Source organism: Ruminiclostridium josui JCM 17888 (genome assembly GCF_000526495.1).
Taxonomy (GTDB): domain Bacteria; phylum Bacillota; class Clostridia; order Acetivibrionales; family DSM-1351; genus Ruminiclostridium; species Ruminiclostridium josui.
Genome location: NZ_JAGE01000001.1, coordinates 2,910,068 through 2,936,896, shown reverse-complemented (window position 1 = coordinate 2,936,896; position 26,829 = coordinate 2,910,068). Strand labels below are relative to the sequence as shown.

The window sequence follows — 26,829 nt, the reverse complement described above, 5'->3', positions numbered from 1 at the left end:
TACTTAAATTCTTAACCATAAAAGAGTATTTCCTATGTTTCATACACAAAATTATTTACAGCGTCGATAAATAGTTGCAAAGCAGGTTTTGTTGAATAAAAAACATATATATACCTGCTTTGCATAATCATTAAGGACTAACATTACCGCTTACTGCCTTCTCTATTTTTCCGAGTGCTTCTACATACCCGAAAAGGCTGTCCCAAACTTCTTGGGCGGCAATTTTGTAATTTACTTCAGCTTCCTTTAAGGATAGCTCGGTTGCAAGTTTGTAGTTGTATTTATTGAGTAGTATTATATACTTTTGATACAGTGCATTTGCCTTTTTTTCTTTTATATTAAATTCATAGTATTTATTTTTATAGTCAGAATAATAATTCTGGAGTAAAGCTCTTCTTTCAATAAGCCATCTCCTTGCTTCAAGTTCTGCCTGTTTTTTTTCGTTAACAGCAAGTTTTACCTCGTTTGAGGAATCCTTATAATACTCCTTTAATATACTTATTTTCCCCTCAAGTATTCTTAGCCTTTCCCCCATCTGCATATTTTTGTAATCATTTAAGTAAAAGCTTTTCTCTATGTCAGAAAATTTTTTTAGAGAAATAGCTCTGATTGGTGCTAAAGTAACTTTAATTGTTAAAGCCCTTGACATATCTATACCGCAGCTACTTAATAAATTTTCCATATTCGAGTTGACTTTCTGTGTGAGTAACTCCTGCTGGCTAATGTAATAGTCATAATCAGCATTATATATGTCTATATCTGACTGAAAGGCCATATCTTTTGATTTGCTAATTTCCTTTGTATTTGCTTGCAATTTGGCGTATTCAGCCATGGTTTTCTGAATCAAACTCTTTTCATATATAAGTTTCGTCTTAAATATATTGTCTCTGAATTCTGATATTTGTGAAGCACGCTGTATATCACGATATCGTGAAGAGTTATTATAGGTTATAATACTGGTTTCTTTGTTTACATACAGTTCTGCCTTCTGTGTTATTAACTCACCAAGCTTCTGTTGATACTCAACATTATCCTTGTCTTTGTCAATGAGTTTTTTTATGCTTGCAATATCATTATTGATTTTATCAAACTCCACAGAATATTGCTGATAAAGTAAATTACTGTTTTCTATATCTATTTCTGTACCTTGAACATTGTAATAATTATTCAAATATAAATTACACATTTCGTCATATGTATAATTTGCCTGGTTTCCCGTACCCGACACAAGGTTAAAGCTATCCCCTATACTCCAAGTTCCAGGGGACACCACCGAAGCTGCTCCAGTAGTACTTATAGACGCTGTCATCAGTGATACTGCTAATAATACCGTACAAAGTCTCTTTATAAACATTATATTCTCTCCCATAGCCTGTAGTAAATTTTACTCTTTAACAACATTAGTCAAGCAAATTTATCTTTTCAAGAAAATAACGTAGAAAGCTCTTTTGCTTTGTTATTACATTTGCTTCACATATCATCCCTGCCTTTATTTCTCCCTGCCTTCCGGAACTGCCTATCATTTTTGTTCCCGGAACTGTAGCTTCAACATTATAGTAGCTTTGGCCGTTTTCAATATTTACGGCGTCCTTTGATATACTTGTTATTTTTCCTGCTGCTTGTCCGTATTCTCTGTAAGGCAAAGCTGCAAAATTGTATTTAACCGTATCCCCTATATTTATTTCACCAATGTCTTTGTTACTTACAGTTATCTGCATTTTAAATGCTGAGTTGGTATTAGGTATTATTGTTAATATTTCAGTACCTGCAGCCACCAAATCTCCAGGGTATATTTCTGTAATTATGTTAACCTCTCCACCTACACTGGCCTTTACAATGGCATTATTTATACTTAGCTGCAGTTTTTTTATATTATCTTTAACTCCTGTAATACTATCTGTTACTTCTTTAATCTTTTCATCAGCAGCAACTAATTCCTGGACCTTTGTTCTTTCAACCAATGAGTAATCCAATGAGTCTTCGTTATCACCGTCAGCATCTGTTATAGTTTTTAGTTCTGCATCAGAAAGTACATTTTTTTGTCTTAGGGTTTCCACTGTATCGGTTAAACTGTCTATTTCCTGAGCTGCAGCATTTCTCTCCTGTAAATACAATGCTTTCAAGCTGTTTTTCCTGTCCTTGTCGTTTAAATTTAGAAGCCCCTGTTTGTCCTGGGTGCCAGAAATCTTACTTTCCTTTTCCTTTATGCTAATTTCAGTGCTATTAATGTTATATTCCAATTCTGATAAAAACTTACTTTTATATGATGTATACTCACTTTGCGCATTCTGCATCTGCACACGTGCATCTTCCAATTCAGATTTTGTAACTGCTATTCCGCTAAGAGAAAGATATGCTTCATAAATTCGCTTTTTCTCATCATATGTATTTTTCAGTAAGTTCAATCTATTTTCATACTCCGTGTAAAGATACGAATATCTGTCACCGGATGAAAAATTATTTTTTGATTCACTGACACTTTTTTTCAGTGTCTCATATGCCTTTAACTGAGTTTTTTCCTCTTCCAATGATTGCTTCATGGCATCTAGGCTGTTACTTTTAATATCATTAGCTTGTTGGTCATATTTTCTTTCTATTTCTGCCTTTGCTATGAGGTACTTATCATATTTTTGCTTGTATTGCTTTTCCAGTTCATTTACCGAATTTAAATAGTTTTTATTATTATCCAAGGATTTTATGTACTTTTTTAAGTATTCTATTTCTTTAAGATTTTTGTCCAGTTGTGTACTATTCAGAATCTTTTCTTCACTAAGCCTTGTAGTTTTATATTCTGCATCTGTTTTAGAAAATCTTAAATCCATCAGAAGTTTCCTTACTTTTTCATAATATACAGGCTCATTTATTGAATCAAAATGGTTTTCTTCCGTAGTAATACAGTTTCTATATATTTTAAGGTTTTCCAGCTCGTTTTCCAGCTCTTTAAGCTTTTCTTCTGCGGATTCTCTTTCCATTAGCAATTTGTCGTGTTTGATAATGTATAGAATATCTCCGGCCTTTACTGTCATCCCTTGTTTGTAATGAGTACTTTCCAGTTCTCCTTCCAGAATATTTCTGACAGTACTTATTCCTGATTCTGGCCTTACTTGTCCATGGGCCTTCACTACTATTTCCTTTTTACTGAAAGCTGCCCATATTACAGCTGTTACAATCAACCCCATTAAAATATATGTAAATATCCACACGAAGGGATGAGGCTTTGAATGGTACATTTCTCGGCTATCCGTAAGTTCATTTATGTCAACCAGTACTTCCTTCATGCTAGAGTTTACCTCCTGTCAGTGAATATGCATCTGTTTCGGGCAACTGACCCTGCCATAATTCAAAATATTTACCTCCAAGCTTCATAAGCTCCTGGTGGCTGCCGTGTTCAATAATGCTGCCTTCCTCCATTACATATATTCTGTCACAGCGTTTAATAGTGCTTAATCTATGGGCTATTATAATAGTTGTTACACCACTGCAAACAGTTTCCAGCGTTCTCTCTATTGCCTTCTCAGTAATTGAATCCAGATTGCTTGTGGCTTCGTCCATTATAAATATGTCAGGTTTTTTCAATATAGCTCTAGCTATTGCAAGCCTTTGCTTTTGCCCTCCCGATAAATTTGCACCGTTTTCCTCAAGATAAGTTTCATACCTCATTGGAAGCTTATTTATAAAATCATGTGCTTTCGCCATTCTGCATGCCTCAACAATTTCCTCCATATTTATATTGGGGTTACCTAAAGTAAGATTTTCCCGGATTGTTCCGCTGAACATAAATATATCCTGAGAGATATAGGCAAGCCTTTCTCTAAGATAATCAAAGGATATATCCTTTATATTGTAGTCTTTTATTGTGATTTCACCTTTTTCCCATGTATACAGGTTCAATAAAAGCTTTACCAGCGTAGTTTTACCTGAGCCGCTTTCCCCTACCAAAGCAATTTTTTCACCCTGCTTTATAGTAAAATCAATATTCTTTAATACCAGAGAACGTGTTCCATATCTGAAATCAACATTTTTAAAAGAAATATCTCCTTTTAAATCAACGGGTTTAATTTTCTCCCTTTCATTTTTACTCTTTTCCAACTCAAGGTCAAAAATTTCTCCCAGACGGTCGGACGCTACTATTGCGGTTTGCAGCATTGGCTGTAGATTTATGAGGTTTTTTATGGGATCAAGAAAATACACCAGGAGCGCATTAAAAGTTAAAAGCTGTCCTACCGACATGCTGCCTTTTATTACATTCCATGCACCTACCCACAAGATAACTACGCCTCCGGCCAGTGCAGTGAAGGATGTAATTGATGAACGTACATTATTAATTATACCGCTTTTGAATATAGATTTGAGGAGCTTTACAAACCTTGCTTCGGTTTTTATCGCTGCTTCATCCTCAGCATTAAAGGCCTTTACTGTTTCAATTCCATTTAATGATTCAACAAGATAAGAAGTAAGTTGTGCATTTTCCTCCATTTGCTCCTGATTTACTTTCTTAATTGGCTTATTAAATGCAAAAACAATAATCGCGTATATTACTCCTATCATAAAAGTTATCAGAAAAAGTGTATGATTCTGCATATAGAGTATAATTGCTCCCGCCAGTGCCATTAATGTGTCAATCATAATTGTAAGAGTAGCACCTGAAATTGCATCTCTTACCTTTGATGCATCCATAAATCTTGAAATAATTTCTCCAACCTTCCTTGTGCTGAAGAAGTTCATGGGAAGTCCAAGAACATGCTGATAGTAGCCCAATATAAGCGGGATATCGATTTTTTGTGACAAGTACAGTACCATGTGAGAGCGAAATGCACCTAATAGCGTCTGAAAAAGATACAGCAAAATAATACCTATTGATATGACATGCAAGGTCTTTTCCAGATTGTATTGCAAAATATCATCAAGTAAAAATTTAAAATAAAATGAACCCAAAATTCCTAATACAGTATACATTAAAGATGCTAAAAATATATTAATTATTAGTTTCTTTTGCGGCAAAAGCAGACTGTAAAATCTTGAAAATAACCCTTTGGTTTCATTACCCTTGCTAAAAGAAACATTTGGAACCATTAGAATAAGTACACCTGTCCATATTCTAAAAAAATCCTCCGGCGTATACTCTACAATGCCCTTTCCCGGGTCAGCAACCAAAACCTGTTTTTTAGTTATTTTATGTATAACAACATAATGAAGCAATGTACCTTCCACGACAACATGTGCTATACATGGAAGAGGAAACTCAGAAAAAAAGGCCTCTTGATTGCCCTTCACTCCTTTTGCTGTGAAACCTAGACTTTCAGCTGCCTTTATCAATCCATATGCATTTGTACCTTGTTTGTCGGTGCCAGCTGCTTCTCTTATCTTTGTTATTGATGTTTTGAAGCCGTACTGCTTGCTGATAGTAGCCAGACAAGCTGCTCCGCAATCTGTGATGTCATGTTGTTTGACACAATAATAGCGTTTAAATAGGGTTTGCATTAGTTAACTCCATTATTATCTTTATTTGTATTTGCAATACTTGATATGCTCACAACAGCAAAACAAGTTATTAAAATAATTATTACATAACTGATTCTGAATTCGTCACGTCTAAAATAAAATATATCTAAAAGATATAATCCTAATATAGCAATAAACATTGGTATGAATTTTTTTAACTCTCAAATTCTACTATTTAATTACATAGTTTAACATATTTGTTTGATACATAGAAGAAAAAATCTGAAGTTTGTAAAATCTCTTTAGAAAGATGAAAGGCATTCAGCTTCTTATTAGAAACCTGAATGCCTTTTCAAAGAATACAATATAAGTTGTAAAAAGAAATGAGTATCGGTAAAATCGATACCTTAGAAAAGCTTAATGAATTAAATACATCATATTTTCAAGCAAGAAGGAAATCCTTTTGCTGTGAGTTCATGTTTAGTTTGTCATAGATATTTCTGCACAAAAAGTTATGGATTTTACTTGTTTCCTGTTCACTTTCTTGTAAAATACACACCGCATTAACCATATGAAAAATAGGTTTAAAAACATATTCACTGGAAATGGTTATCCTTTTTGACAGCGGAACAAGTATTTCCATATCTATCAAAGGTACTCCATTTTGCATCTCTATTGAAAATGTTACCGTTGTTATTGTGCCAGCCTTTTCTAGTCCATTTTCTTTAAGAAATTTCATTAGTTTTATAATTTCAAAAATAATCTCTTGACTTGTCATTTTCTTTCTTAAAGTAAGGACATTTCTCAATCGATAGTCCTTTTCTACTGCTGATAATACCATTTGGATTCTCCTTTGAGCTTAACCAAGTTTATTTAAAGCTCCAATTATTACATTTATTATTGCAGCAACCAGAAAAATACTGGAAAGTATAATACCTACAACTGACATCCATCTTTTAGTCGATTTTATCCCAAGTATCCCTAATATCAGTCCCACAATCGAAACCGGAATCCCTATAATAGGCAACAACCAAGCCACAGTATCAACTATGCCTAATATAAACGAAGTACGGGCTTTGTCCATACAATCCGGTTCATTATTTACAAAAGACAAACTTACAATTTATTCCACCTTCTATTCCTACAAAAATCAATAGTCACTAAAAATAATTTATAATTTTGATTATTCCTAAAATAATAGTTGTTACGCATTGCCTTGGCGAATCAATACCACCATCTATGTACATAGCCTCTTCGTTGTTTAAACTTTCAAATTGATCTGCCTTAATTTCCATACAAACGTTTTTCTTACTCATAAAAATCCTCCTTAAAAAAAACTGTATTTGGCAATGTCTAAACTTCAACCAAATACAGTTTATTATATTTACAGTTATATTCAATATTTTTTGCATAACATGTCTTAATTATGTCATAAGATGTATATGTTCATATTTTAATATTAAGTAATATTTCCAACTTAAATACTTTGTTTTCACACATGATACTTAGACTACCACCGTATTTTTCCACACTATCATTGATATTTTTAAGCCCGAAACCATGATGTTCCTTGTTTTGCTTTGTAGTTTCAATCTCTTTGCCTGTAATTTTTATATCCTTTTCAACTGAATTTTCAATTAGAATAAACAGGCATTTACCTTGAATGTGTGTGAAAATCTTGACAAATCGTTCAGAATCATTGGATTTCACTGCTGCTTCTATAGCATTATCCAATGCGTTTGAAAAAATTGTACTGATATCAAATGGATTAATAAAGTTCTCCCTTGGCAATATCCCGGAAAACTCGAATTTTATCCCCAAGTTATGGGCCAACTTGTTCTTTTCGTTTAATATTGCATCTGTGATACTATTACCACTGCTTATTTCAAGATCTAAACCTCGCATTGTGTCCTCGATTTCGTCAAGGAGCCCCTTTGCTTGGTCTATATCATTATTTTCAATCAGGGTTCTAATGAGTCTCAGGTGATTTTTCATATCATGCTTTAGTTTTCTGGTTTCCTGATTTTTATCCATTATCTGTTCATAATGATTAAACTGAGTTCGCAGCTGAGCTTGCGAAATTTCATTTAGATGTTTATATTTTTTATTAAGAATCATCTTATCAATTAAAATCATTACTATAACGTTGTATATTATAGTACATAAAGATGCTATAAGCAGAAAAGCAGATGTATTTATGGGTATATCTACGAAATTTCTTACTCCCCAGTCAAGAATTGTGATTGTAGCAAAGCTGAAGGCGGGAAGCATGATAAGAATTAATGTCTGAACAGATGAAAGTATGTCTATTTTTAATGTTGTGTCAGTTGCAAAGTTCCTTAGGAGAATATATACAAGTATAACCATTATTATTTTTATTACTGTAACCCATATTCCCCTTATTCCTCCTGATAATGTGCTGAAAAACAAATTATAGTTAAATCCCATATTTGTAAATGAGATAATAAAAATATCAACAACATAGTTAATACAAATTGCTATACTAAATGCAAATATTTTATGTGCAAAGTTCCCTTTAAAAGCAGTAAAAACAAAAAAGAGTACGAATAATGAAGTGACGAAATCAACTAAAAATACAATAGGAAAAATGATTTTAGCAACTTTAAGTAATCCGTATATAACAAAATACAATATTACATTTTTTTTTGCTCTTTCGGTAAAGTCTAAAAAAATTGAAATCATAAAAACAAAAATCAATATTTCAAATATACTTGAAATCAAGTCAATTAGGCTGTTCCCCAAAATTTCTAGCATTTTATATTTCCTTTCATAAACGCCTTAAAAGCCTCCTTGAACAAGCTAATTTTTAATCTGCTAATTAAAACTCTCTGGTTATTTGTCAAAATAATCTCATTATTTGAAAATTCGCAAACGTGCTCAAGATTTACAAGATAACCCTTATGACATCTAAAGAACTGCTTGTTTCTGAGAGAGGCTTCTATTTGATTCATTTTCCCCAAAATAGTAATTGTACCGTTTTTTGAATGAATATCTATTTTTCTTCCATTACTCTCAAAGTAGTAAATATCCTCTATTGGAATTCTAAAAGTATGATTATTAAATACGGCTTCAAAATGAGTAGTTTTCCTGTCAATAACTTCATTTATGGCATTGTTGAGAATATTGTTTACTTTGTCTATGTCAATGGGCTTTACAATATAGTTATACGGCTTGACCCGAAAAGAATCAAATACCATTTCCTTGTGAGATGTGAGAAATATTATCATTCCCTCATAACCGCCTTTGCGAAGCTCTTCGGCTGTTTCAATACCGTTTATTCCTTTCATTTCAATATCCAGTAATACAATATCATTGTACAGGTACTTGCTGTAAAGCAAATTCTCTCCACAATCAAAGGAAAGTACTTCTATATCAGGTCTTATGTCTTTTATGTTAGCGGCTAATGTTTCAGTAATTTGGGTTTCATCATCGCATAGGGAAATTCGTATCATTCAATCACCTGCAAAAAAATATTATGTATATTGTACCATAATTTCCTAATATTCTGAATATTTTTATAACATAAGATTAAGATATATTATAATCTGCTAAAAATCGAGAAATTTTTTACTTTGATGCTGTCGTTAATTATATACGTCCAAGTGGCCGAAGGAGTTTGCAGTCCCTTATCAACAAGTTCACTGTCATCCATGGAAAAATCAGTATTTTCAAGAGTATGGAGTATTTTATCATGTATTTCTTTCTCAAGGTGTTCAAATTTATTTATACTAAGTCTGTTAAACTCGTCCACAGGGTCCTTTCTGCCTGCTGATACCAGATTTATTCCTTCCTTTATGTTTTCGCAGTATTCAAGAAAGTCATACCATACCTCATCCATACAATTAAGAGATATTCTTCTCTGAATTTCATCAACTCTTTCTTTTCCGTACTTTATGCACAGTTCTTTATACATTTCTTTTTTCTCAATGGCCAAAAGCCCTGGTTTATTGCAAGACAAGACGTCAAACCTGCTTTTCATAAATGTCCTTCTTTGCCATTCAAGGAGATATGAATATTTCGCCAATGTTTTTCTTATCTCAAAATTCTGGCCATCGACTACTCTCTGTATATGACATATAAGTGACAACAGCTTTCTGTCATCAATCCTTTCCCCTTGCCTGAATCCATAATATTTTGATGGAATAACCTTTTTTATACCGAATTGCACTAGTAAATCGTCTTCCAAGCATACAAAAAAACGTGAAGAGCCGGGATCCCCCTGTCTTCCTGCCCTACCCCTCAACTGATTGTCTATTCTGACACACTCATTTCTGCTAATACCTATAACATAAAGGCCTCCCAATTCCAAAACTTTTTTTCTTTCTTCCGGAGAATCCTCTCCGCCCAACTTTATGTCTACTCCCCGCCCTGCCATATTAGTTGAAACGGTAACAGCTCCAAGCTTTCCTGCAAGAGCGATTATTTTCGCTTCCTCTTCGTCATTTTTTGCGTTTAATACAACACATTCTATCCCCTGTTGTTTGAGCATAGTCGCCAGCATCTCTGATTCCTTTATATTAGAAGTCCCTATAAGTACAGGACGCCCAATTTTATGGCAGGCACATACCTCTTTAACTACAGCATTGTATTTTGCTTCTTTGTGGGTAAAAACATAATCATCATAATCAACACGAATACATTTTTTATTTGGAGGGACAACATATACATCATGTTTATACGTACTTCTAAATTCGTCTTCAGACGACTTTGCAGTTGCCGTCATTCCTGACATTTCAGGATATAAGCTTACGAAGTTCTGAATTGATATTTTCCCCAGTATTCTGTTACTGGCTGTGCATTTAATTCCTCGGAGAGCTTCCAAGGCCATCTGTAGGCCATAGTCCCATTTTCTTCTATCTGCAACTCTTCCGGTAAATTCGTCTATAATTTCGATTTGTCCGTCTTTTATAATGTAATCAATATCTTGTTTTAAAAGGACTTTTGCATGAAGAAGGTTGTTTATGTCTGTAAGCGTTTCTACATTCTTGCTGCTGTACAGATTGCCGCAGCCAAGATAATTTTCCACAAGAGAACTTCCTTTTTCAGTTAAATACACATTTCTGCTGTTCTCATCAGTCATGTAATCAATATTCCGCCTTAATAACCCCACCAGTTCTAGAAGTCTGCTATCTATTTGGTGCTGATTGCCAGTATTTCCTGCAATAACCAAAGGTATTCTGGCTTCATCAATAAGAATTGCATCTGCCTCGTCAACAATTACGGCGTTGAATGGCCTATGTACAATTTCATCTTTATGATAAACTATGGAATCCTTTAAATAATCAAAACCTGCTTCTTTGGGGGTAACGTAGGTTATATCAGCCAAATATGCATTTTTTCTTTGAAGCCTGTCCATGTTCTCTTGAACATACGCCGCTTTCAATCCCCAAAATTCATATATTCCCAGCATCCATTGGGCATCTCTTTTTGCAAGGTAATCGTTAAATGTAAAGATATGAACACCTTTTCCCTTTAGGGCATTTAATACTGCTGGAAACACTGCCGCAAGGGTTTTTCCCTCTCCTGTTGGTAGTTCTGCAATTTTTCCAAAATATAGAGCTATTCCCGTCAACAATTGTGAATCATAGGGATTAACAGATAAGACTCTCCTGCAAATCTCTTTGGTAATTGCATAACATTCAGTCATGTATTCATTAACAAACTGCTGATTATGGTCAATGTTTGAATTATTGTTATTATTAAAATACTGGGAATAGTTATTTCTATAAGTACTAATTAATTTCTTCAACTCATAATCAGAAAACATAGAAAAATCTTTCTTGTTAATTATATCAACCAATGTTTTGTACTGCGCCGGCTTTATAACTTTTTTTCTTTTAAAAAACATAATATACCTCCATAATACTTAAGGAGTTATCTCTCTTGCCCCGTCACCTATCTCACTTATATAAAATTCAGGAGTCAGGCCTGTCCGGTCTTTGTAATTCCTGCCAACTTGATTTATAAAAAGCTCGACCTTATCTTCTCTGACAATATTTACAGTGCAGCCTCCAAAACCGGCCCCTGTCATTCTTGCACCAATTACACCTTCAACTTTTAATGCCTCTTCTGTCATAATATCAAGCTCTCTGCCTGTAACTTCATATAAATCCCTGATTGAGTCATTTGCTTCCACCATTAGTCTTCCCAATTCACCTATATCATTTCTCTGCAAGGCATCTGCTGCTTTCAATACTCTGGCATTTTCACAAATAACATGGGTTACTCTTTTTCTGACTACTTTATTTTCTATTTTTGATTTATATTTTTCAAATTCATCTACGGTTATATCACATAGATTTTTTTTGTCAGGCATGTATTGCTTTAGTATTCTCAAACCCTCAGTACATTCACTGACTCTTTCATTGTATTTTGATTCTCCCAAGGCACGCTTTTTCTTTGTATTTCCAAGAACAATCTGGTATTCATCTAGTTTTAGCGGCAAATACTTATATTTTAAAGCTCCGCAATCAAGAAGAATTGCATGATCCTTTTTTCCCATGGCAGAAGCAAACTGATCCATTATTCCACAGCTGACTCCGCAGAATTCATTTTCTGTCTTTTGGCCTAAAGCTGCCATTTCCACCATATCTATTTGGTTATTAATTCCGTTTGCCCTATTCCCCAGAGTTACCAGTGTAATGGCAGTAACCATTTCTATAGCAGCTGATGAAGAAAGTCCAGACCCCAGGGGTACAGTATCATGGAATAACATATCTACCCCTGTGAGGCTGTAGCCTGCCTTCTGAAGCATATATGCTACCCCTGCCTGATAGTTTCCCCATTTCAATCCTTTTGCGCTCTCAAGGCTATCTAGACTAATTTCAACCCTATCTGGCAAATCCGTTGCTGCAAGGCTTATAGTATTTTTTCCGTTTGGCCTAGCTATTACTGTTGAATCCAGACTTAATGCCGCCGGAAGTACATATCCTCCGCAATAATCAATATGTTCTCCAATAAGATTTACCCTGCCCGGTGCAGAAAAAATTCGTAAATTCTCTTTCTCTCCTCCGTAAATACGGCAGAATTTACTTTTTAGTTCCTCATAGTTCTTGTTCATATTTTAGCTCCAATCCCATTGATTTCAAAAATCTGTTAAAGGCTTCAAGCCCCTTTTCATCCTGTTTAAACACTCCCGAATGCTCTAGACAAATTTCAAATTTCTTACCAATTTCATGCTTAAGTACTCGGTCTGCATCATCCTCCGTCATAGATGTCCCGTATTTTGAAACAAGCTGCTCTATCCAGTCTTTGTGTTTGAAAAGGACATTATCACTTTCGTAAATACTATCAGTACCCGAATTCCCCACTAAAATTTCTTTTATATTAATGAGTTCATTTTTCAATCTTCCCGGCAGTATTGCCAAACCCATTACCTCAATTAATCCGATATTCTCTTTCTTTATATGATGGATTTCCTTATGAGGATGAAAAATACCATCGGGATGCTCCATTGAAGTCCGGTTGTTTCTCAATACTAAATCCATTTCATATTTACCTAATTCGTTTATCCTTGCTATAGGAGTTATTGTATTATGAGGAACTCTACCTTCCTCATTGTCGGTATATGCTAAAACATCCACCCTTTCGTCACTATAACCTTTCCAACAGGTCAAAATATAATCAGAAAACTCAACTAATTCATCTATTCTATTACAGGATAAACGGATAACTGACAATGGCCATTTTACCAAACCAATGTCTATATTTTTGAATTTATCAAACTTATATTTTGCAGTAACAGGTGCCTTTTGCATTGGGAATAGGTAATTTCCGCCCTGAAAATGGTTATGGCTTAATATGGAGCCTCCCACAATAGGCAGGTCTGCATTTGAGCCGCAAATGTAATGTGGGAACTGTCTGACAAAGTCCAACAGCAATTTGAAAGTCATTTTTGAAATAGCCATAGGCTCATGTTTTTCACTTAATACTATGCAATGCTCATTGTAATAAACATATGGAGAGTACTGCAAATACCATTGTTCCCCGCAAAGGGTAACCGGTATAATCCTGTGAGTCTGTCTTGGAGGAAAATTAATTCTCCCTGCATATCCTATATTGTCTATACACAGCATGCACTCAGGATAATTACTTTTAGGCTGAAGCCTCTCCATTGCAATAGTTTTAGGGTCTTTTTCCGGCTTGGTCAGATTAATGGTAATTTCCAACTTGCCATATTTTGATTCATTGACCCATTTAATGTTCTTCTCTATTTGTGACATTCTTATATAATTTGATGCAAGGCATAAATCATAAAAATAATCCGTTGCAGCTTTAATGGATTCTTTTTCAGTCAAATCCGTAAATTTTCTTATTATTTCAGACTCTCTGGGCATCATCGTCCCCATTATTGCGGTATCAAAAAGTTCACGGTATACATAGATGTCCTTATCAAAAAGTCCCGCTTCCTCGGCATAATCTACAATTTTTTCAAGTATTTCCCAAGGGTATTTCAGATATTCATCTGGTATTTCTCCATAGAATGGCTCTTTAATCTTTAGTAAGTCCAAAAGCTTATTTCTTGCAATAATTTTATCTAATTTATCTATCATTCCATGTCTTTCACCATATTGAAGAAGCCGCTCAATCTCATAAGCAGGATTAATCAACGCTCTGCCCCCTTTTACTCGTCACTTGCTTCAACAAAAATTTACATTCTGATTATTTATTTTATTATATATCACTATACCAATGTTTTATAGAATGATTTTCATAAAAAAAGCATAAACTCGGAGCAACTGCACTGTGCAGAATTCAACCGATTTTATGCTTTTCAAATAATAAATAGTTTAGTCTATACCTTCAATACTTACTTCTATATCAACATCAGCATCATAATCAACATCTTCAAATTCAAATCCGAAAAGTCTGAAAAATTCTTTTCTGTAGCCTTCAATATCAGTAGTGTCTTTTACATTATCGTTATTGGCCTCATTCCAAAGTTTTGTTACCTCAGCCTGAACCTCCGTCTGCATTTCCAAATCATCCATACAGATTCTACCCTTGCTGTCTAGTTTCAAATCCCCTGAATAAATCCTATCACTGAACATTCTGTACATTTGTTCGATACAGCCCTCATGGATATTTTTTTCTTTCATTACTTTAAATAATGCACTAATATAAAGGGATATAACAGGTATGGCTGCACTGGCTTGTGTTACAACCGCCTTATTAAGGGAAACATAAGCTTTTCCGCCGATACCCTTAAGATTTTCATTAATTTTTACCACAGTAGCCTCAAGGTCATCCTTGGCTTTTCCTATAGTACCCTCTCTATAAATAGAATGAGTCATTTCAGGACCTACGTAGGAATATGCAAGTGTAATTACATTTTTATCAAGAACATCTGCCTTATTAAGGGCATCCATCCACATGGCCCAGTCTTCCCCGCCCATTACTGCAATAGTTTGCTTTATTTCATCATCACTGGCTGGTTCAATGGTAGTTTCAGAAATAAGCTGCGTATGAAAATCCACAGTTTTTGATTTATAAGTTGAGCCAATTGGCTTTATAACTGAATTGAAAACCTCACCAGATACAGGGTGTGTTCTTCTTGGAGAAGCTAGACTGTAAACTACCATATCTACTTTACCAAGATCTTTTTTTATCAAATCTATAGTTTTCTGCTTGATTTCATTTGAAAATGCATCACCGTTTATGCTTTTTGCATACAGACCTTCTTCTTTTGCTATCTTTTCAAAAGCAGCTGAATTGTACCATCCTGCAGAAGCAGTTTTAGTTTTAGTTGCAGGCCTTTCAAAGAATATACCGATTGTAGCTGCTCCGCAGCCAAATGCAGCAGTTATTCTGGATGCCAATCCATAACCCGTCGAAGCTCCAATAACCAGTACTTTTTTAGCACCATTTATCTTTTTCTGGTTTTTTACATACTCAACCTGTTTTCTGACACTGTATTCACAGCCGACAGGATGAGCTGTTGTACAAATAAATCCACGAAATTTAGGTGTAACTATCATAAAATCCTCCTTGAATTTTAGCTTTATATATCACAAGCCGGATTAATGCTTAGTATATTATTTTAATCTCCACTATATATTATAGCACAGTATGATAAGATTTAAAACTAGATATTAATACTTGGTAATAAATATTCTTACTTTAATTATTCAAAAGTCACATAATAATTTCCATAATTGCCTCCAGGCAACATAAATCTAAAATTCGCAGTTTGGCCGCTCCCCAGTTCCTCTATCCAGAACATGTCCGTTGTAATCTTTTCACCAACCTTCCAAGGACCATTATTAACACTGTAAACAAGTGTTGCATATGGTCTATCCTGGCTCCATTTGGGACTTATAATTATTTTCTTATTAGCAGCATTGTTTATTTTTATATTGTAAACAACGCCATAGTTTCCACCATGGTATTTTGATGAGCCTTGTTTTGAGTTTATTACACCATCGTACTCATATGTATTAAGTGACTGAGGCCATTCACAAAAGGTTGTTATGTTGTTTGAATCGGCATCAAGTGTAACTTTTTTCTCGTTGTACCCCAATTCACCGCAAAAGCCATGTCCTACTCCCTTTACCGGAAGCTTTTCTTTGAAAACATCGTCAGCAGTTTTTGATTGTCCGGCTGCAAATACTCTTAACCAAACTCCAAATTTCTGATTGGATTTAAACTGAGCTCTGCCGTACACAAATTCAGAAAATCCGGGTGTAAATCTGAAGTCATCTGACCATACTATTTTCTTTTCTCCGGGATTGAGTCTTACAGTTTTATATTTTGCATTCTGAAAATTCTTTAGCACCTGTGAAGTATCTTCAATGACAGCAAGGTTATATCCGTCTACCGTTGCTGTACAACTTCCTTTGTATGTTATTATTGCGGGATTGGGACCTTTGTTCATTATAGCCACTCCTACCCTGCAGGCTCCTGCATTTGACCAAGAGTTATATAAATGATGATAAAATTCAACATCCTTATAAGAATTCCCAAGGTTTGTACCGTACAAATATACTAAATCCCCTGAGTTAAGCCCAAAGGACTCGGGATTATTAACATAAATTAAATGATTTCCACTGCTAGAAAAAGTTAGACCGGTTAATGCATATGATGTAAAGCTAAAAAATAAACATATGGCAAACATAACACAAATAAGCTTGATTAAGTTTGATTTTATCATTTGTTCCTCCTGCACTTACAAAGATTAAGCCTATCAGGCATAAACCTGTAGGCTTAAAAGCTCTGAATCAGTATTTATTAAATCATTATGTTAAGTATAAGCAAAAAATGGAAATTAGACAAGTTATATATCTAAGGATATCTTTCATTTTAAGATATTATGGCGGAAATACTCTTTATTTCAGCATAGAATGCAGGTTAACGGCTAAGAGATTAAACAATATTTGATTAAAGTACTTCACTCTAAAAACAGATGCTTTCAAAAAATGCTAAAAATTAAAAAAGCATGACACTTCGTAACCGATGTATCATACTTTTTTAATTTCTTTAATTCTTAGCTTTAAACGCTTTAATCATAGCTCTAGTACAGACAGTAATTGTAGAACATAAAAATAATATAGCGAACATTATAGCAGATAGAAATGAATTATTTGGATTACCCCCGTCAAATATACTACCTAATGTTGACGTGATAATAAATCCAATTATTAATATAAATAGTCCAAGAAATATTGAGGTTAGATATTCTTTCATTTTACACATATACCCCTTTAATATTCAAAATATTGATATGTTGGAACAGATTTTTCATAAACAGTCTGTACATCGCAGGTAAAAGATATTTCTGGTGCTGATGAAAATCCTGCTGTTACACCACCTATACCTACCCCAGTATGACAATACTGAGCCACAACATTTGCACTACCAGTGCTTCCAGGATAGAGATTAACTTTAGCAACTTCTATATAATCCCCTCCTGTAAAATCACAACCCGCTGGTATATCAACATCATGGGAGACACCCGCTTCAACATTAACATTGTTACGCGGACAATTTATACTAACCCAACTTCCATTTACATAATTATTATAAGTACAAGAATCATAATAAAGAGTAAAATTATCTGACCAAGCTAATGCTGCAACATCAACAAATTTCCAATATGGTATTTCATTCCATACTCCATGATTAGTAAATTTAAAATTATCACCTGTCTTTTCATATATTCTCTGAGCAGTACAGATTTGTCCAAATTCACTACTCGGGTCTAAAGTGGAAACAGTTACAGTATCTCCCTCATCCTTTTTCTGGTCTTTAGACTTTTCTTCTTTTAATAGATCACGATCAGATACTTTTTGAAACTTTCCGTTTTCATCTATATGAAAACTAACCTCACGAACACTTACAAATTCACCCTTATCTTTTAATAGTTCATCAATATAAGCATCTGATGATTTTTCCAAAACACTTAGCGGCATTCCTTCTTTTTGCAAAATCTCAATTTTTTTATCCCTTGATAATTCATTCTTTGTAGCTTCTTCTTTTGCCAATGATACTTGAGTTAAAGATAATATCATACTTAAACTCAATACTCCAGCTAAAAACTTTTTAGACATTCTCATACAATAACCACTTTTATAATATTTTTTACAAATATAACATATTATGTAATATTTGTAAATATAATATTTATGTGTGGCTAATAGGATCATCTAATATATCTTTCACGGTGGATTAATTAATTTCTAACAAAACCAGTATTATTTTTGTGTAGCTATTAATTGTACGTTGTGATAATTTTCGGCATTGACAATTAAAGATAAACTCCTCGGAAATTGTAGAAAGTAGCATAATAAAACAGCACTGTACTTAGATGGATTTATCACATCTAAATAAAGTGCTGTATAAAAACTTTAATTATTTAGCATCAACAGTAGCCATATGCTCGATGAGGTTAACAACTTTGTTTGAATAACCCCATTCATTGTCATACCATGAAACTAACTTAACGAAGTTTCCGTTTAATGCGATACCAGCACCTGCATCGAAGATTGAAGTACGTGCATCGTGTACGAAGTCAGTTGATACAACTGAATCTTCAGTGTATCCGAGGATACCCTTGAGGTTAGTTTCTGAAGCAGTCTTAACAGCTGCTTTGATTTCTTCGTAAGTAGCTGATTTTTCAAGACGAACTGTGAGGTCAACAACTGAAACGTCAGCTGTAGGAACTCTGAATGCCATACCAGTTAATTTTCCGTTCAATTCTGGAATAACCTTTCCAACTGCTTTTGCAGCACCAGTTGATGAAGGAATGATGTTTCCAAGGATTGATCTTCCGCCTCTCCAGTCTTTCATTGAAGGAGCGTCAACTGTCTTCTGAGTGTTAGTAGCAGCATGAACTGTAGTCATAAGACCTTCTACTATTCCGAAGTTGTCGTTGATAACCTTTGCCAAAGGAGCCAAGCAGTTAGTAGTACATGAAGCGTTTGATACAACTGTCATGTCTTTAGTGTATTTGTCATTGTTAACGCCCATTACGAACATTGGAGCGTCAGCTGAAGGAGCACTGATAACAACTTTCTTTGCTCCGCCCTTTAAGTGAGCTGAAGCCTTTTCAGTAGTAGTGAATACACCAGTTGATTCAACAACGTATTCAGCACCGCAAGCACCCCAAGCAATAGCTGAAGGATCCTTTTCTGAGAATACAGCGATTTCTTTTCCGTTAACAACTAACTTGCCATCTTTTACATCTACAGTTCCTTCGAATTTACCATGAACTGTGTCATAAGTAAGCATATATTTCATATACTCGAGATCGATGAAAGGATCATTGATTCCCTTTACTTCAACATTAGGGTTGTTTATTGCAGCCCTGAAAACAAGACGTCCAATACGTCCAAAACCATTAATACCCATTTTTACTGCCATTGGTGTTACCTCCTAAGTTTTTTTATTAATTAGTCAAGCAAATTAATGCTTATCGACAAAATAAATGGTTTCATTTTCCTAAACCAAAATAATTCTATAATATTTCAAAAACATTTTCAATAGTATATACGCTTAATTTAATATTTATTTAGGAAACTTCTATTGTATATTTTTCTATTAAATGATCAGGATTATAGGATAATTTTGCCTTTCTTAATCCTGGAATTCCCAGATCTTGTTCTCTGTTTACATATTCCATATGGAGCCATTCATTGTTTATAAACTGCTGATTTATTACTGTATAAATACCGTGAATTCCAGGGTTTGCCTTTTCGACGTGAATAACTGCTGTATTTTTATTAAGCTGTTCCCCAACCGTAAAAGCCTCTGCTTCGCCATTAACCCTGATTAATGCACCTTTTAGCCCAAGTAATCCATAGTTGTCAAGGAGCTGATAGTTTGCTGTTCTTTCATGAGTAAGGCTTTCATTATCTTGACCTCTCTGGCTGTACCATTTTTCTACAATGTTCTTACAGTCTTTTATATTTAATGGTGATATTTTCTCATACTCATAACTGTAGAGTTTCTTGAACTTGTTAATATGGTTTCTCTTGCCGTCAAGCTTCTTTCCGGCTAATGTTGACAAACTTTTCACAGTATATACATAATCGGCATTGTCTCTATCTTCTGTAGCGTTATACTCTATTCCAAGTTCATCAAGAATTCCCATTTGTTGTTTAGTGACTCTTGAAAAAATTAATTTCCATCCTTCTGAATCAAAATACTCCTTTATTGTATATATAGTCTTTTTTAATTCTTCTCCTTTTTTATAGTCTCCTACTGGGAAGAAGCAAAAAGGAGTTAAATTATCCCTTACTGACATTATGCATAAAAAATCATTTATTATTCTGAATCTTATTTTATAGTAATCCTTCCACATGAAAAAGTTTGTAAAAGTCATTTCAGATGCAAGGACATCAGCTGTTTCAAAATATTTATCGAAACACTCTTTGTCGTTAATAGATATATCTTTATCTATTAAAATAGTTTGCAACATATATATCCCCCTGTTAGCTGCCTCTTGTCAGTTATTTAACATTTTGTATTATTGCGGTAAGATAAGTAACGGCGTCCACCATATCTTTAATTGATATCTGCTCTTCAACACTGTGTACCTTGGTCATACCAACACTTAAATCAACTGCTTCAATTCCTTTTGAGTTTATAATGTTTGTATCGCTTCCGCCTCCAGTAACCACTGCCTCAAATTCAATACCGCAGTCCGCTGCCGCCGACTTCATTATACTTACAATTCTGGAATCTGTTGGTATATCGAAAGCCGGATATTCCAATTCATAGTTGAATTCAACCTGCCCGCCGAATTTTTCTGCTGCTTCTATAAAACAGTCTCTCATATGGGCAGTTTGCTTTTCAAGCTTATCCTGTTGTCTGCTTCTGGCTTCACCTTCAATTTCAACTCTATCACATACAATGTTTGTAGCCGTTCCTCCGTGAATTATACCAATGTTTGCCGTTGTTTCCTCATCGATTCTTCCAAGCTTCATGTTTGCCATAGCATAAGTCATAATTGCAAATGCACTTATCCCGTTTTCAGGCTCCATACCGGCATGAGCAGCTTTACCTTTAATCACCACATTTATTTTGTTATGTGAAGGAGCTTTTACTGCGGCACAGCCTATTCTTCCGTCACTGTCAAGAATAAATCCGTATTTTGCGTGAATCTTGCTATAATCTAAGTTTTTTGCCCCAAGTAATCCGATTTCTTCAGCTACTGTGAATACTACCTGTATATCACCGTGAGGAATGTTTTCCTCTTTGAGAATCCTAATTGTTTCCAGTATAATTGCTATCCCGGAAGCGTCATCTCCTCCAAGAATTGTCGTTCCATCAGTTTTTATTATATCACCGTCCACAATAGCTTTTTTCCCAACACCAGGAACCACAGTGTCCATATGTGCTGCAAGTAAAATAGCAGGAACATTCTTGGTTCCTTTAACTGTGCATATTATATTTCCGCTGTTTCCTCCGATTTTCTCTCCTGCGTTATCCTCTATAGGCATATACCCCATATTTTCAAGCTTTCGCTTCAGTAGATCACACATTTGTCTTTCTTTTCCTGATAAGCTATCTATTTTTACCAGTTCTAAAAATTCATCAACAAGTCTGGTTCTATTAACCATTTTAACCCTCTCCCAGATTGCACTTTTTTATTATACTTTTTTAATATACCCATATTTTATATTTTAACACCATTATATTTTTTACCACTGGTATTTTACCATATGTCCCTCAAGTTTCATTTCTTTGAAATTCTGCTGTCTAAGAGCCTCGTATAAAACAATTGCTACGGAATTTGAAAGATTAAGGGACCTAATGCCATTTTTCATAGGTATTCTAATGCAATATTCCTTATTATCCTTTAGCAATTCCTCTGGAAGACCTGCTGTTTCTTTTCCGAATAAAATAAAGCAGTCATCTTCAAACTGTACATCACAATAATTGTTTACTGCTTTAGTAGTTGAATAATAGAAAGTTTTTCCTGGAAACTTTTTCAAAAATTCATCAAGGCTGTTGTAATACCTTACATCTGCCTCGTCCCAGTAGTCTAGTCCAGCTCTTTTAAGATATTTATCTTCTATTGAAAAGCCAAGAGGCCCCACAAGATGCAGCACAGTCCCCGTTGCCGCACAGGTTCTCACTATATTCCCTGTATTCTGCGGAATTTCGGGCTCCACCAGTACTATATTAAGTGCCATATCTAATCACATTCCTTTCAGTAACTTAAGAAAATCTACTAAAACAAACATACAATAAAAAGATGGCATTACTGAACCATCTTTTTATTGTATGTTATCTTATTTTATCATTTTACTTATAATTTCTCAATCCTGAACAGATATATCAATTTCAAGAATCTCGGTATCCGACAAATATAAGGGTATACATATTGTCTTCATTTTAGACTGTGAAATCTGCAAATTCTCACCAAGTAGCAATGAAGGCGGGGTAATTTCTATACCAATTCCTTTATTATAAAGTAAAGTGGCTGTATTCCCCAAAATCATATTTGTAAGCTCGGACAAAGCACTTTTTGATATCTCATTTAATTCGTCAACAGGCATGCCCATCATCATAGCTGAAGCTATCTTAAACGCTACATTCTTTGACATCGTAAAAATAGCTTGTCCACGAATTTTACCTGTAATTCCTACAATTATAAGTATTGCTTCTCCTTGATAAGGAGAAGTTTTCAAAAACACTTTTCCCAACCTAGCATCAACGTTCACAACTTGTTTAAGAACTGTCTGGCTTGCTTCAATAAATGGGTTTATATACTCTATGTTCATAATTCATCCACCTTGTTTTTATGTATTGTTCTTCTAACATTTTTAATTTCGTTGATGAGCATAAAAAATCTTCTTCAATTATAAACAATTTCAAAGTAAAATTCCATACATTTTTTTAAAAGTAAAAGAAGAATATTTAATTCATCAAAAACTAATTAAATATTCCTCTGTTATGTTTATCTTTTGGCTTTCGGTTTAAATACTGCAGCCATCATAAACCCAAAAAATACAGCAGCAGCAAGTCCTGCAGCTCCTGCCTTAAACCCTCCCGTAAATGCTCCTAGCAATCCTGTTTCATCCACACCCCTAAACACACCTTTTGCCAAATTATACCCAAATCCGGTAAGGGGAATAGTAGCCCCTGCGCCTCCTATATCAACTATTTTCTGATATATACCCAAGGATGCCAATACCACTCCAGCTACTACATAAACTACCAATATCCTTGCAGATGTTAATTTTGTTTTATCTATTAATATTTGTCCAATAGCACAAATTATTCCACCCACTATAAACGCACTCAAATAAGTCATTATTTCACCTCATTATCTTAACTTGTCAGTCTAATGTTCTGTGAATTGCCACAGCATGTGCTATACCTGGTATAGATTCCTTCTGTTGGGAACTTATAGGACTCATTAATGCCCCAGTAGCAACGAATAGTACTCTATTTAAGTTCCCCTGCATTAGCTGCTTGTATATATGTCCAGCAAACACCGTTGCAGAACATGCACATCCGCTTCCTCCTGAATGAGTATCCTGGGTTTCTGCATCAAATATCATTACACCGCAGTCATTGAACCTGGATTCTATATCCAAACCATTTGACTTTAACATTTCCTGACAGATTTGCTTTCCAACTCTGCCCAGGTCGCCTGTAACAATCAAATCATAATATTCTGGCTGCAGCCCGGTATCATCAAAATGTGCAAATATTGTATCCGCCGCTGCCGGAGCCATGGCAGCCCCCATATTATTCGCATCCTTTATTCCCAAATCAACGATTTTCCCTGTTGTAATATGCTTTATGAACGGGCCTGTACCACCAGAAGAAAGCACTGCCGCACCTGAACCTGTTACAGTCCACTGTGCAGTAGGAGTTCTCTGACTTCCCAATTCAAGAGGAAACCTAAACTGTTTTTCTGCTGAACAAAAGTGGCTGGAAGTCATACATACTATGTTTTCCGCAAATCCTCCCTCAACCAAAAGACTTCCAAGGCTCATTGATTCAGCCATGGTTGAGCATGCTCCGTACAATCCAAAAAATGGAACCTTCGTCTCTCTTAATCCATAGTTTGCTGCTATACACTGGTTTAGAAGATCCCCTGCCAGAACATAATCAATTTGATCATTGGTGAGTTTTGCCTTTTGAAGAACTTTTGCAAATGTCTCTCTTACAAGCTTACTTTCTGCTTTTTCCCAGCTGTCCTCTCCCCATAATTCATCGGGGATAATATAATCAAAGTCATTTTTTAAAGGACCCATACCTTCCTTTGGTCCCACAAATGAAGCTGTTGCTTTAATGGAAGGTGGATTTTTTAAGAATACAGTCTGTTTTCCAATATGTTTTTCTGCCATTGTTTATTTTATTAGCCTCCTTTAGCAATAGCTATCTCTTTTTTTAGGCTATTAAGTAATAAGATAATGTATAATACCTGCAATTATTGATGCGCAAATTCCATATACAATTACAGGCCCTGCAACAATAAACATTTTTGCACCCATTCCAAGGACATATCCTTCTGACTTGAATTCCATTGCAGGAGATACAACGGAATTTGCAAATCCTGTAATAGGTACTATAGAGCCTGCTCCCGCAAATTTGCCTATTTCGTCATAAACGTTAAGTCCCGTTAAGAGTGCCGCTATAAATATCATTATTATACTTGTTATGGCCGATACAGTATCATTGTCCAAACCTCTGTTTTTCAGCAAATTTATAACTAACTGCCCAATATCACATATAATGCCTCCAACCAAAAAAGCCTTTAAAACATTTGTAAAAATCTTAGATTTCGGCGAGACTTCTTCAACGTATTTGGCGTATTGCTCCTTGGTAAAACTCTTTTTCATAAAAGTCCTCCCATATACATAAAAAAATGAAAATGCAATTTATTATATTAATATACTTTGCATTTTCATTATATTTATTATGGTAAATTTTATATTCTGTTATAAACTTAATTCAATAGGACAATTGTTTAATACATAAACTCCCTTGTTGTGTATTTTTTTTGAAGAAGGGAAACCTGTGAGAACTAGCACAATTATTATAGCTCCCAAAATTAGTACGGCTAAAATTGTAATAATAGCTTTAATTTTATAAAAAGACATTTTTCCAGTTTTATAGTTGTTAAACATATAAATGCCACCTCGTATGATGTATAAAACATTAATTATTGTTTGCAATCATTTTAGATTTAATATCCCTAAGTATCTTCTTTTCAATTCTGGAAACTTGTACCTGAGAAATTCCCAGTAGCTTTGCTATCTGAACCTGTGTCTTTTCTTTGAAATATCTTAATATGATTATCTGTCTCTCTCTTGTGTCCAATGTATCCAGTATTTGTCTTATGGCAATTTTATCAATAAGATCAACTTCACAGTTATTATCTGCAGCATCAATTCTGTCTATAAGCAGTATGGGTGAATTATCTCCATCACCTATAGTACTGTACAGAGATTCAGGAATACACCCTGCCTCTATTGCCATTACAAGTTCTTCAGGTGAAATATTCATACGCTGAGCAATTTCATTAATTGTAGGCTCCCTCCCAAGTTCCTTGCTCATAATTTCCTTGGTTATACGCGCTTTTGAGGAAACCTCCTTTAGTGATCTGCTTACTTTAATTATTCCGTCATCTCTGATAAATCTTTTTATCTCACCTATTATCATAGGAACAGCATATGTAGAGAATTTGACATCATAAGATGTATCAAACTTGTTTATTGCTTTGATTAACCCAATGCTTCCTATTTGAAATAAATCGTCAACTTCATATCCTCTATTCTGAAACCTCTTTACAATACTCCATACAAGGCCTACATTCTTTTCAACCAGAACGGATTGGGCTTGTTTGTCGCCAGCCTTGGCCTTTATTATAAGCGTTAAAACAGCATCATCTGATGTTTCCTTCATATTTTCCGCCTAAACCTTTCTGTCACATATTTTGCCTGTCGAGGGCCGTATATTATTACTTCAGGGAATAATCTTATATAATCAAATTATTAGCTGTAATTTATATTTTTATACATAAATTCTAATTATTTACATTTAAAAGTAATAATCGTCAGCCTCGGGGATTATTTAAATTCAAAAATATTTTTTAGGATTTTAATTTTTTAAACATTGTGACAGTTGTGCCCTTATTGGGCTCAGAAACTATTTCGACGCTGTCCATAAAACTCTCCATAACGGTAAAGCCCATTCCCGAGCGTTCCATGTCCGGTTTTGAAGTGTAAAGAGGCTGTCTTGCCAGCTCAATGTCTTCTATCCCTTTTCCTTTATCTGATATGATTATCTGAATACCTTCGTCATATAGTCTGCAAATCATTTCTACTGTTCCTGATGTATCTTCATATCCATGTATTATGGCATTTGTCACAGCCTCGGATACAGCCGTTTTTATATCCGCCAATTCCTCTACCGTAGGGTCAAGCTGAGATGCAAATGCCGCAGCAACAACTCTACCAAAAGATTCATTATTGGATTTACTCATAAATTCAAGCTTCATCTCATTAACCAGTTGCATTTTTCTTCCTCACTCTCTTTAACATGATGTTACAATATTAACCGCACATGCTTGAAATAGCTGTATCCAAACTGTTGTACACAGGAATAATCTTCAATACTCCAGACATCTCAAATATTTGTAATATTTTTGGATTTGCATTTACTATAGCCGCCTTACCGTTTAACTTGCAAACATTTTTGTACCTGCCTACAACAACTCCTATGCCAGAACTGTCCATGAAGTTTACATTGGTAAAATCAAATATAATATTTTTTATGGTTGCTTTGGTAATCTCACTGTCTATCTTTTGTCTGAGATACTGTGCAGAATGATGGTCCATATCCTCCATTATTCTTACCACAAGGGTTGTCCCTTTTTTTGAAAGCTTAACATCCAAACCTGTTTCC

26 protein-coding genes are annotated in these 26,829 nt (G+C 34.6%); all 26 read right to left on the bottom strand.

Annotation, left to right across the window (positions count from 1 at the left end; genetic code table 11):
• Positions 1-130: 130 nt before the first annotated feature.
• The 26 genes from K412_RS0113245 to spoIIAA all read right to left on the bottom strand — a co-directional run bounded on the left by K412_RS0113245 (position 131) and on the right by spoIIAA (position 26,819).
• Complete coding sequence (locus K412_RS0113245; RefSeq protein ID WP_024833565.1) at positions 131-1,354, bottom strand: hypothetical protein; 1,224 nt, start codon at positions 1,352-1,354, stop codon at positions 131-133.
• A 46-nt stretch (positions 1,355-1,400) separates the two neighbouring features.
• The gene (locus tag K412_RS0113240; RefSeq protein WP_024833564.1) at positions 1,401-3,278 is read right to left on the bottom strand and encodes a beta-barrel domain-containing protein; all 1,878 of its coding nucleotides are present in this window, start codon (positions 3,276-3,278) and stop codon (positions 1,401-1,403) included.
• 1 nt (position 3,279) lies between these two features.
• Complete coding sequence (locus K412_RS0113235) at positions 3,280-5,481, bottom strand: peptidase domain-containing ABC transporter (protein ID WP_024833563.1); 2,202 nt, start codon at positions 5,479-5,481, stop codon at positions 3,280-3,282.
• 403 nt (positions 5,482-5,884) lie between these two features.
• Entirely contained in the window at positions 5,885-6,283 is a 399-nt protein-coding gene (locus tag K412_RS0113230; RefSeq protein ID WP_024833562.1) for a hypothetical protein, read from the bottom strand.
• A gap of 18 nt (positions 6,284-6,301) precedes the next feature.
• Complete coding sequence (locus K412_RS0113225) at positions 6,302-6,556, bottom strand: hypothetical protein (RefSeq protein ID WP_024833561.1); 255 nt, start codon at positions 6,554-6,556, stop codon at positions 6,302-6,304.
• 46 nt (positions 6,557-6,602) lie between these two features.
• A complete protein-coding gene (locus K412_RS22525; protein WP_173585612.1) occupies positions 6,603-6,758 on the bottom strand; it encodes a hypothetical protein in 156 nt (51 codons plus the stop codon).
• Positions 6,759-6,888: 130 nt separating this feature from the next.
• Positions 6,889-8,217: a sensor histidine kinase gene (locus tag K412_RS0113215; protein ID WP_024833560.1), complete on the bottom strand. Its 1,329-nt coding sequence runs from the start codon at positions 8,215-8,217 to the stop codon at positions 6,889-6,891.
• Positions 8,211-8,915 carry a LytR/AlgR family response regulator transcription factor gene (locus tag K412_RS0113210; RefSeq protein ID WP_024833559.1) on the bottom strand — a complete coding sequence of 235 codons (705 nt, stop codon included), beginning with the start codon at positions 8,913-8,915 and terminating at the stop codon, positions 8,211-8,213. The genes K412_RS0113215 and K412_RS0113210 overlap by 7 nt, the downstream gene beginning before the upstream one ends.
• 86 nt (positions 8,916-9,001) lie before the next feature.
• Entirely contained in the window at positions 9,002-11,311 is a 2,310-nt protein-coding gene (gene secA2 / locus K412_RS0113205; RefSeq protein ID WP_024833558.1) for an accessory Sec system translocase SecA2, read from the bottom strand.
• An 18-nt stretch (positions 11,312-11,329) separates the two neighbouring features.
• Positions 11,330-12,523, bottom strand: a complete 1,194-nt coding sequence (locus K412_RS0113200; protein ID WP_024833557.1) for a galactokinase — start codon at positions 12,521-12,523, stop codon at positions 11,330-11,332.
• Entirely contained in the window at positions 12,507-14,072 is a 1,566-nt protein-coding gene (locus K412_RS0113195; RefSeq protein WP_024833556.1) for a UDP-glucose--hexose-1-phosphate uridylyltransferase, read from the bottom strand. The genes K412_RS0113200 and K412_RS0113195 overlap by 17 nt, the downstream gene beginning before the upstream one ends.
• Positions 14,073-14,252: 180 nt before the next feature.
• Positions 14,253-15,440: an enoyl-ACP reductase FabV gene (gene fabV / locus K412_RS0113190; protein WP_024833555.1), complete on the bottom strand. Its 1,188-nt coding sequence runs from the start codon at positions 15,438-15,440 to the stop codon at positions 14,253-14,255.
• Between the two features lie 146 nt (positions 15,441-15,586).
• Positions 15,587-16,612, bottom strand: a complete 1,026-nt coding sequence (locus K412_RS0113185; protein ID WP_024833554.1) for a hypothetical protein — start codon at positions 16,610-16,612, stop codon at positions 15,587-15,589.
• Positions 16,613-17,162: 550 nt separating this feature from the next.
• Positions 17,163-18,014 (bottom strand): hypothetical protein, encoded by an 852-nt coding sequence (locus tag K412_RS0113170; RefSeq protein WP_024833551.1) that lies wholly within the window; start codon positions 18,012-18,014, stop codon positions 17,163-17,165.
• Positions 18,015-18,309: 295 nt separating this feature from the next.
• Complete coding sequence (gene gap / locus K412_RS0113165; RefSeq protein ID WP_024833550.1) at positions 18,310-19,320, bottom strand: type I glyceraldehyde-3-phosphate dehydrogenase; 1,011 nt, start codon at positions 19,318-19,320, stop codon at positions 18,310-18,312.
• A 148-nt stretch (positions 19,321-19,468) separates the two neighbouring features.
• On the bottom strand, positions 19,469-20,377 hold the full coding sequence (locus K412_RS0113160) for a DUF2156 domain-containing protein (RefSeq protein ID WP_024833549.1): 909 nt from the start codon (positions 20,375-20,377) through the stop codon (positions 19,469-19,471).
• 31 nt (positions 20,378-20,408) lie between these two features.
• Positions 20,409-21,521 carry a M20/M25/M40 family metallo-hydrolase gene (locus K412_RS0113155; RefSeq protein ID WP_024833548.1) on the bottom strand — a complete coding sequence of 371 codons (1,113 nt, stop codon included), beginning with the start codon at positions 21,519-21,521 and terminating at the stop codon, positions 20,409-20,411.
• A gap of 81 nt (positions 21,522-21,602) precedes the next feature.
• Complete coding sequence (gene trmL / locus K412_RS0113150; RefSeq protein ID WP_024833547.1) at positions 21,603-22,097, bottom strand: tRNA (uridine(34)/cytosine(34)/5-carboxymethylaminomethyluridine(34)-2'-O)-methyltransferase TrmL; 495 nt, start codon at positions 22,095-22,097, stop codon at positions 21,603-21,605.
• A gap of 126 nt (positions 22,098-22,223) precedes the next feature.
• On the bottom strand, positions 22,224-22,688 hold the full coding sequence (locus tag K412_RS0113145; protein ID WP_024833546.1) for a chemotaxis protein CheX: 465 nt from the start codon (positions 22,686-22,688) through the stop codon (positions 22,224-22,226).
• 176 nt (positions 22,689-22,864) lie between these two features.
• Positions 22,865-23,221, bottom strand: a complete 357-nt coding sequence (spoVAE, locus tag K412_RS0113140) for a stage V sporulation protein AE (protein WP_024833545.1) — start codon at positions 23,219-23,221, stop codon at positions 22,865-22,867.
• Positions 23,222-23,246: 25 nt separating this feature from the next.
• On the bottom strand, positions 23,247-24,266 hold the full coding sequence (gene spoVAD / locus K412_RS0113135; protein ID WP_024833544.1) for a stage V sporulation protein AD: 1,020 nt from the start codon (positions 24,264-24,266) through the stop codon (positions 23,247-23,249).
• A gap of 51 nt (positions 24,267-24,317) precedes the next feature.
• Complete coding sequence (spoVAC, locus tag K412_RS0113130) at positions 24,318-24,761, bottom strand: stage V sporulation protein AC (protein ID WP_024833543.1); 444 nt, start codon at positions 24,759-24,761, stop codon at positions 24,318-24,320.
• Positions 24,762-24,860: 99 nt separating this feature from the next.
• Positions 24,861-25,049, bottom strand: coding sequence for a hypothetical protein (locus tag K412_RS0113125; RefSeq protein WP_024833542.1), 189 nt, complete (start codon positions 25,047-25,049; stop codon positions 24,861-24,863).
• A 31-nt stretch (positions 25,050-25,080) separates the two neighbouring features.
• Entirely contained in the window at positions 25,081-25,827 is a 747-nt protein-coding gene (gene sigF, locus K412_RS0113120; RefSeq protein ID WP_024833541.1) for an RNA polymerase sporulation sigma factor SigF, read from the bottom strand.
• Positions 25,828-26,014: 187 nt separating this feature from the next.
• A complete protein-coding gene (gene spoIIAB / locus K412_RS0113115) occupies positions 26,015-26,440 on the bottom strand; it encodes an anti-sigma F factor (RefSeq protein WP_024833540.1) in 426 nt (141 codons plus the stop codon).
• 37 nt (positions 26,441-26,477) lie between these two features.
• Entirely contained in the window at positions 26,478-26,819 is a 342-nt protein-coding gene (gene spoIIAA / locus K412_RS0113110) for an anti-sigma F factor antagonist (RefSeq protein WP_024833539.1), read from the bottom strand.
• Positions 26,820-26,829: the final 10 nt, after the last annotated feature.

Bases quoted from the DNA above. Each gene is read 5' to 3' on its own strand.
- K412_RS0113245 (WP_024833565.1), bottom strand. From the start codon at position 1,354: ATGTTTATAAAGAGACTTTGTACGGTATTATTAGCAGTATCACTGATG.
- secA2 (WP_024833558.1), bottom strand. From the start codon at position 11,311: ATGTTTTTTAAAAGAAAAAAAGTTATAAAGCCGGCGCAGTACAAAACA.
- fabV (WP_024833555.1), bottom strand. From the start codon at position 15,440: ATGATAGTTACACCTAAATTTCGTGGATTTATTTGTACAACAGCTCAT.
- gap (WP_024833550.1), bottom strand. From the start codon at position 19,320: ATGGCAGTAAAAATGGGTATTAATGGTTTTGGACGTATTGGACGTCTT.
- K412_RS0113155 (WP_024833548.1), bottom strand. From the start codon at position 21,521: ATGGTTAATAGAACCAGACTTGTTGATGAATTTTTAGAACTGGTAAAA.
- trmL (WP_024833547.1), bottom strand. From the start codon at position 22,097: ATGGCACTTAATATAGTACTGGTGGAGCCCGAAATTCCGCAGAATACA.
- K412_RS0113160 (WP_024833549.1), bottom strand. From the start codon at position 20,377: ATGTTGCAAACTATTTTAATAGATAAAGATATATCTATTAACGACAAA.
- K412_RS22525 (WP_173585612.1), bottom strand. From the start codon at position 6,758: ATGAGTAAGAAAAACGTTTGTATGGAAATTAAGGCAGATCAATTTGAA.
- spoVAC (WP_024833543.1), bottom strand. From the start codon at position 24,761: ATGAAAAAGAGTTTTACCAAGGAGCAATACGCCAAATACGTTGAAGAA.
- K412_RS0113125 (WP_024833542.1), bottom strand. From the start codon at position 25,049: ATGTTTAACAACTATAAAACTGGAAAAATGTCTTTTTATAAAATTAAA.
- K412_RS0113215 (WP_024833560.1), bottom strand. From the start codon at position 8,217: ATGCTAGAAATTTTGGGGAACAGCCTAATTGACTTGATTTCAAGTATA.
- K412_RS0113185 (WP_024833554.1), bottom strand. From the start codon at position 16,612: ATGATAAAATCAAACTTAATCAAGCTTATTTGTGTTATGTTTGCCATA.
- K412_RS0113145 (WP_024833546.1), bottom strand. From the start codon at position 22,688: ATGAACATAGAGTATATAAACCCATTTATTGAAGCAAGCCAGACAGTT.
- spoVAE (WP_024833545.1), bottom strand. From the start codon at position 23,221: ATGACTTATTTGAGTGCGTTTATAGTGGGTGGAATAATTTGTGCTATT.
- K412_RS0113170 (WP_024833551.1), bottom strand. From the start codon at position 18,014: ATGAGAATGTCTAAAAAGTTTTTAGCTGGAGTATTGAGTTTAAGTATG.
- K412_RS0113210 (WP_024833559.1), bottom strand. From the start codon at position 8,915: ATGATACGAATTTCCCTATGCGATGATGAAACCCAAATTACTGAAACA.
- spoVAD (WP_024833544.1), bottom strand. From the start codon at position 24,266: ATGGCAGAAAAACATATTGGAAAACAGACTGTATTCTTAAAAAATCCA.
- K412_RS0113200 (WP_024833557.1), bottom strand. From the start codon at position 12,523: ATGAACAAGAACTATGAGGAACTAAAAAGTAAATTCTGCCGTATTTAC.
- sigF (WP_024833541.1), bottom strand. From the start codon at position 25,827: ATGAAGGAAACATCAGATGATGCTGTTTTAACGCTTATAATAAAGGCC.
- K412_RS0113235 (WP_024833563.1), bottom strand. From the start codon at position 5,481: ATGCAAACCCTATTTAAACGCTATTATTGTGTCAAACAACATGACATC.
- K412_RS0113240 (WP_024833564.1), bottom strand. From the start codon at position 3,278: ATGAAGGAAGTACTGGTTGACATAAATGAACTTACGGATAGCCGAGAA.
- K412_RS0113230 (WP_024833562.1), bottom strand. From the start codon at position 6,283: ATGGTATTATCAGCAGTAGAAAAGGACTATCGATTGAGAAATGTCCTT.
- spoIIAB (WP_024833540.1), bottom strand. From the start codon at position 26,440: ATGCAACTGGTTAATGAGATGAAGCTTGAATTTATGAGTAAATCCAAT.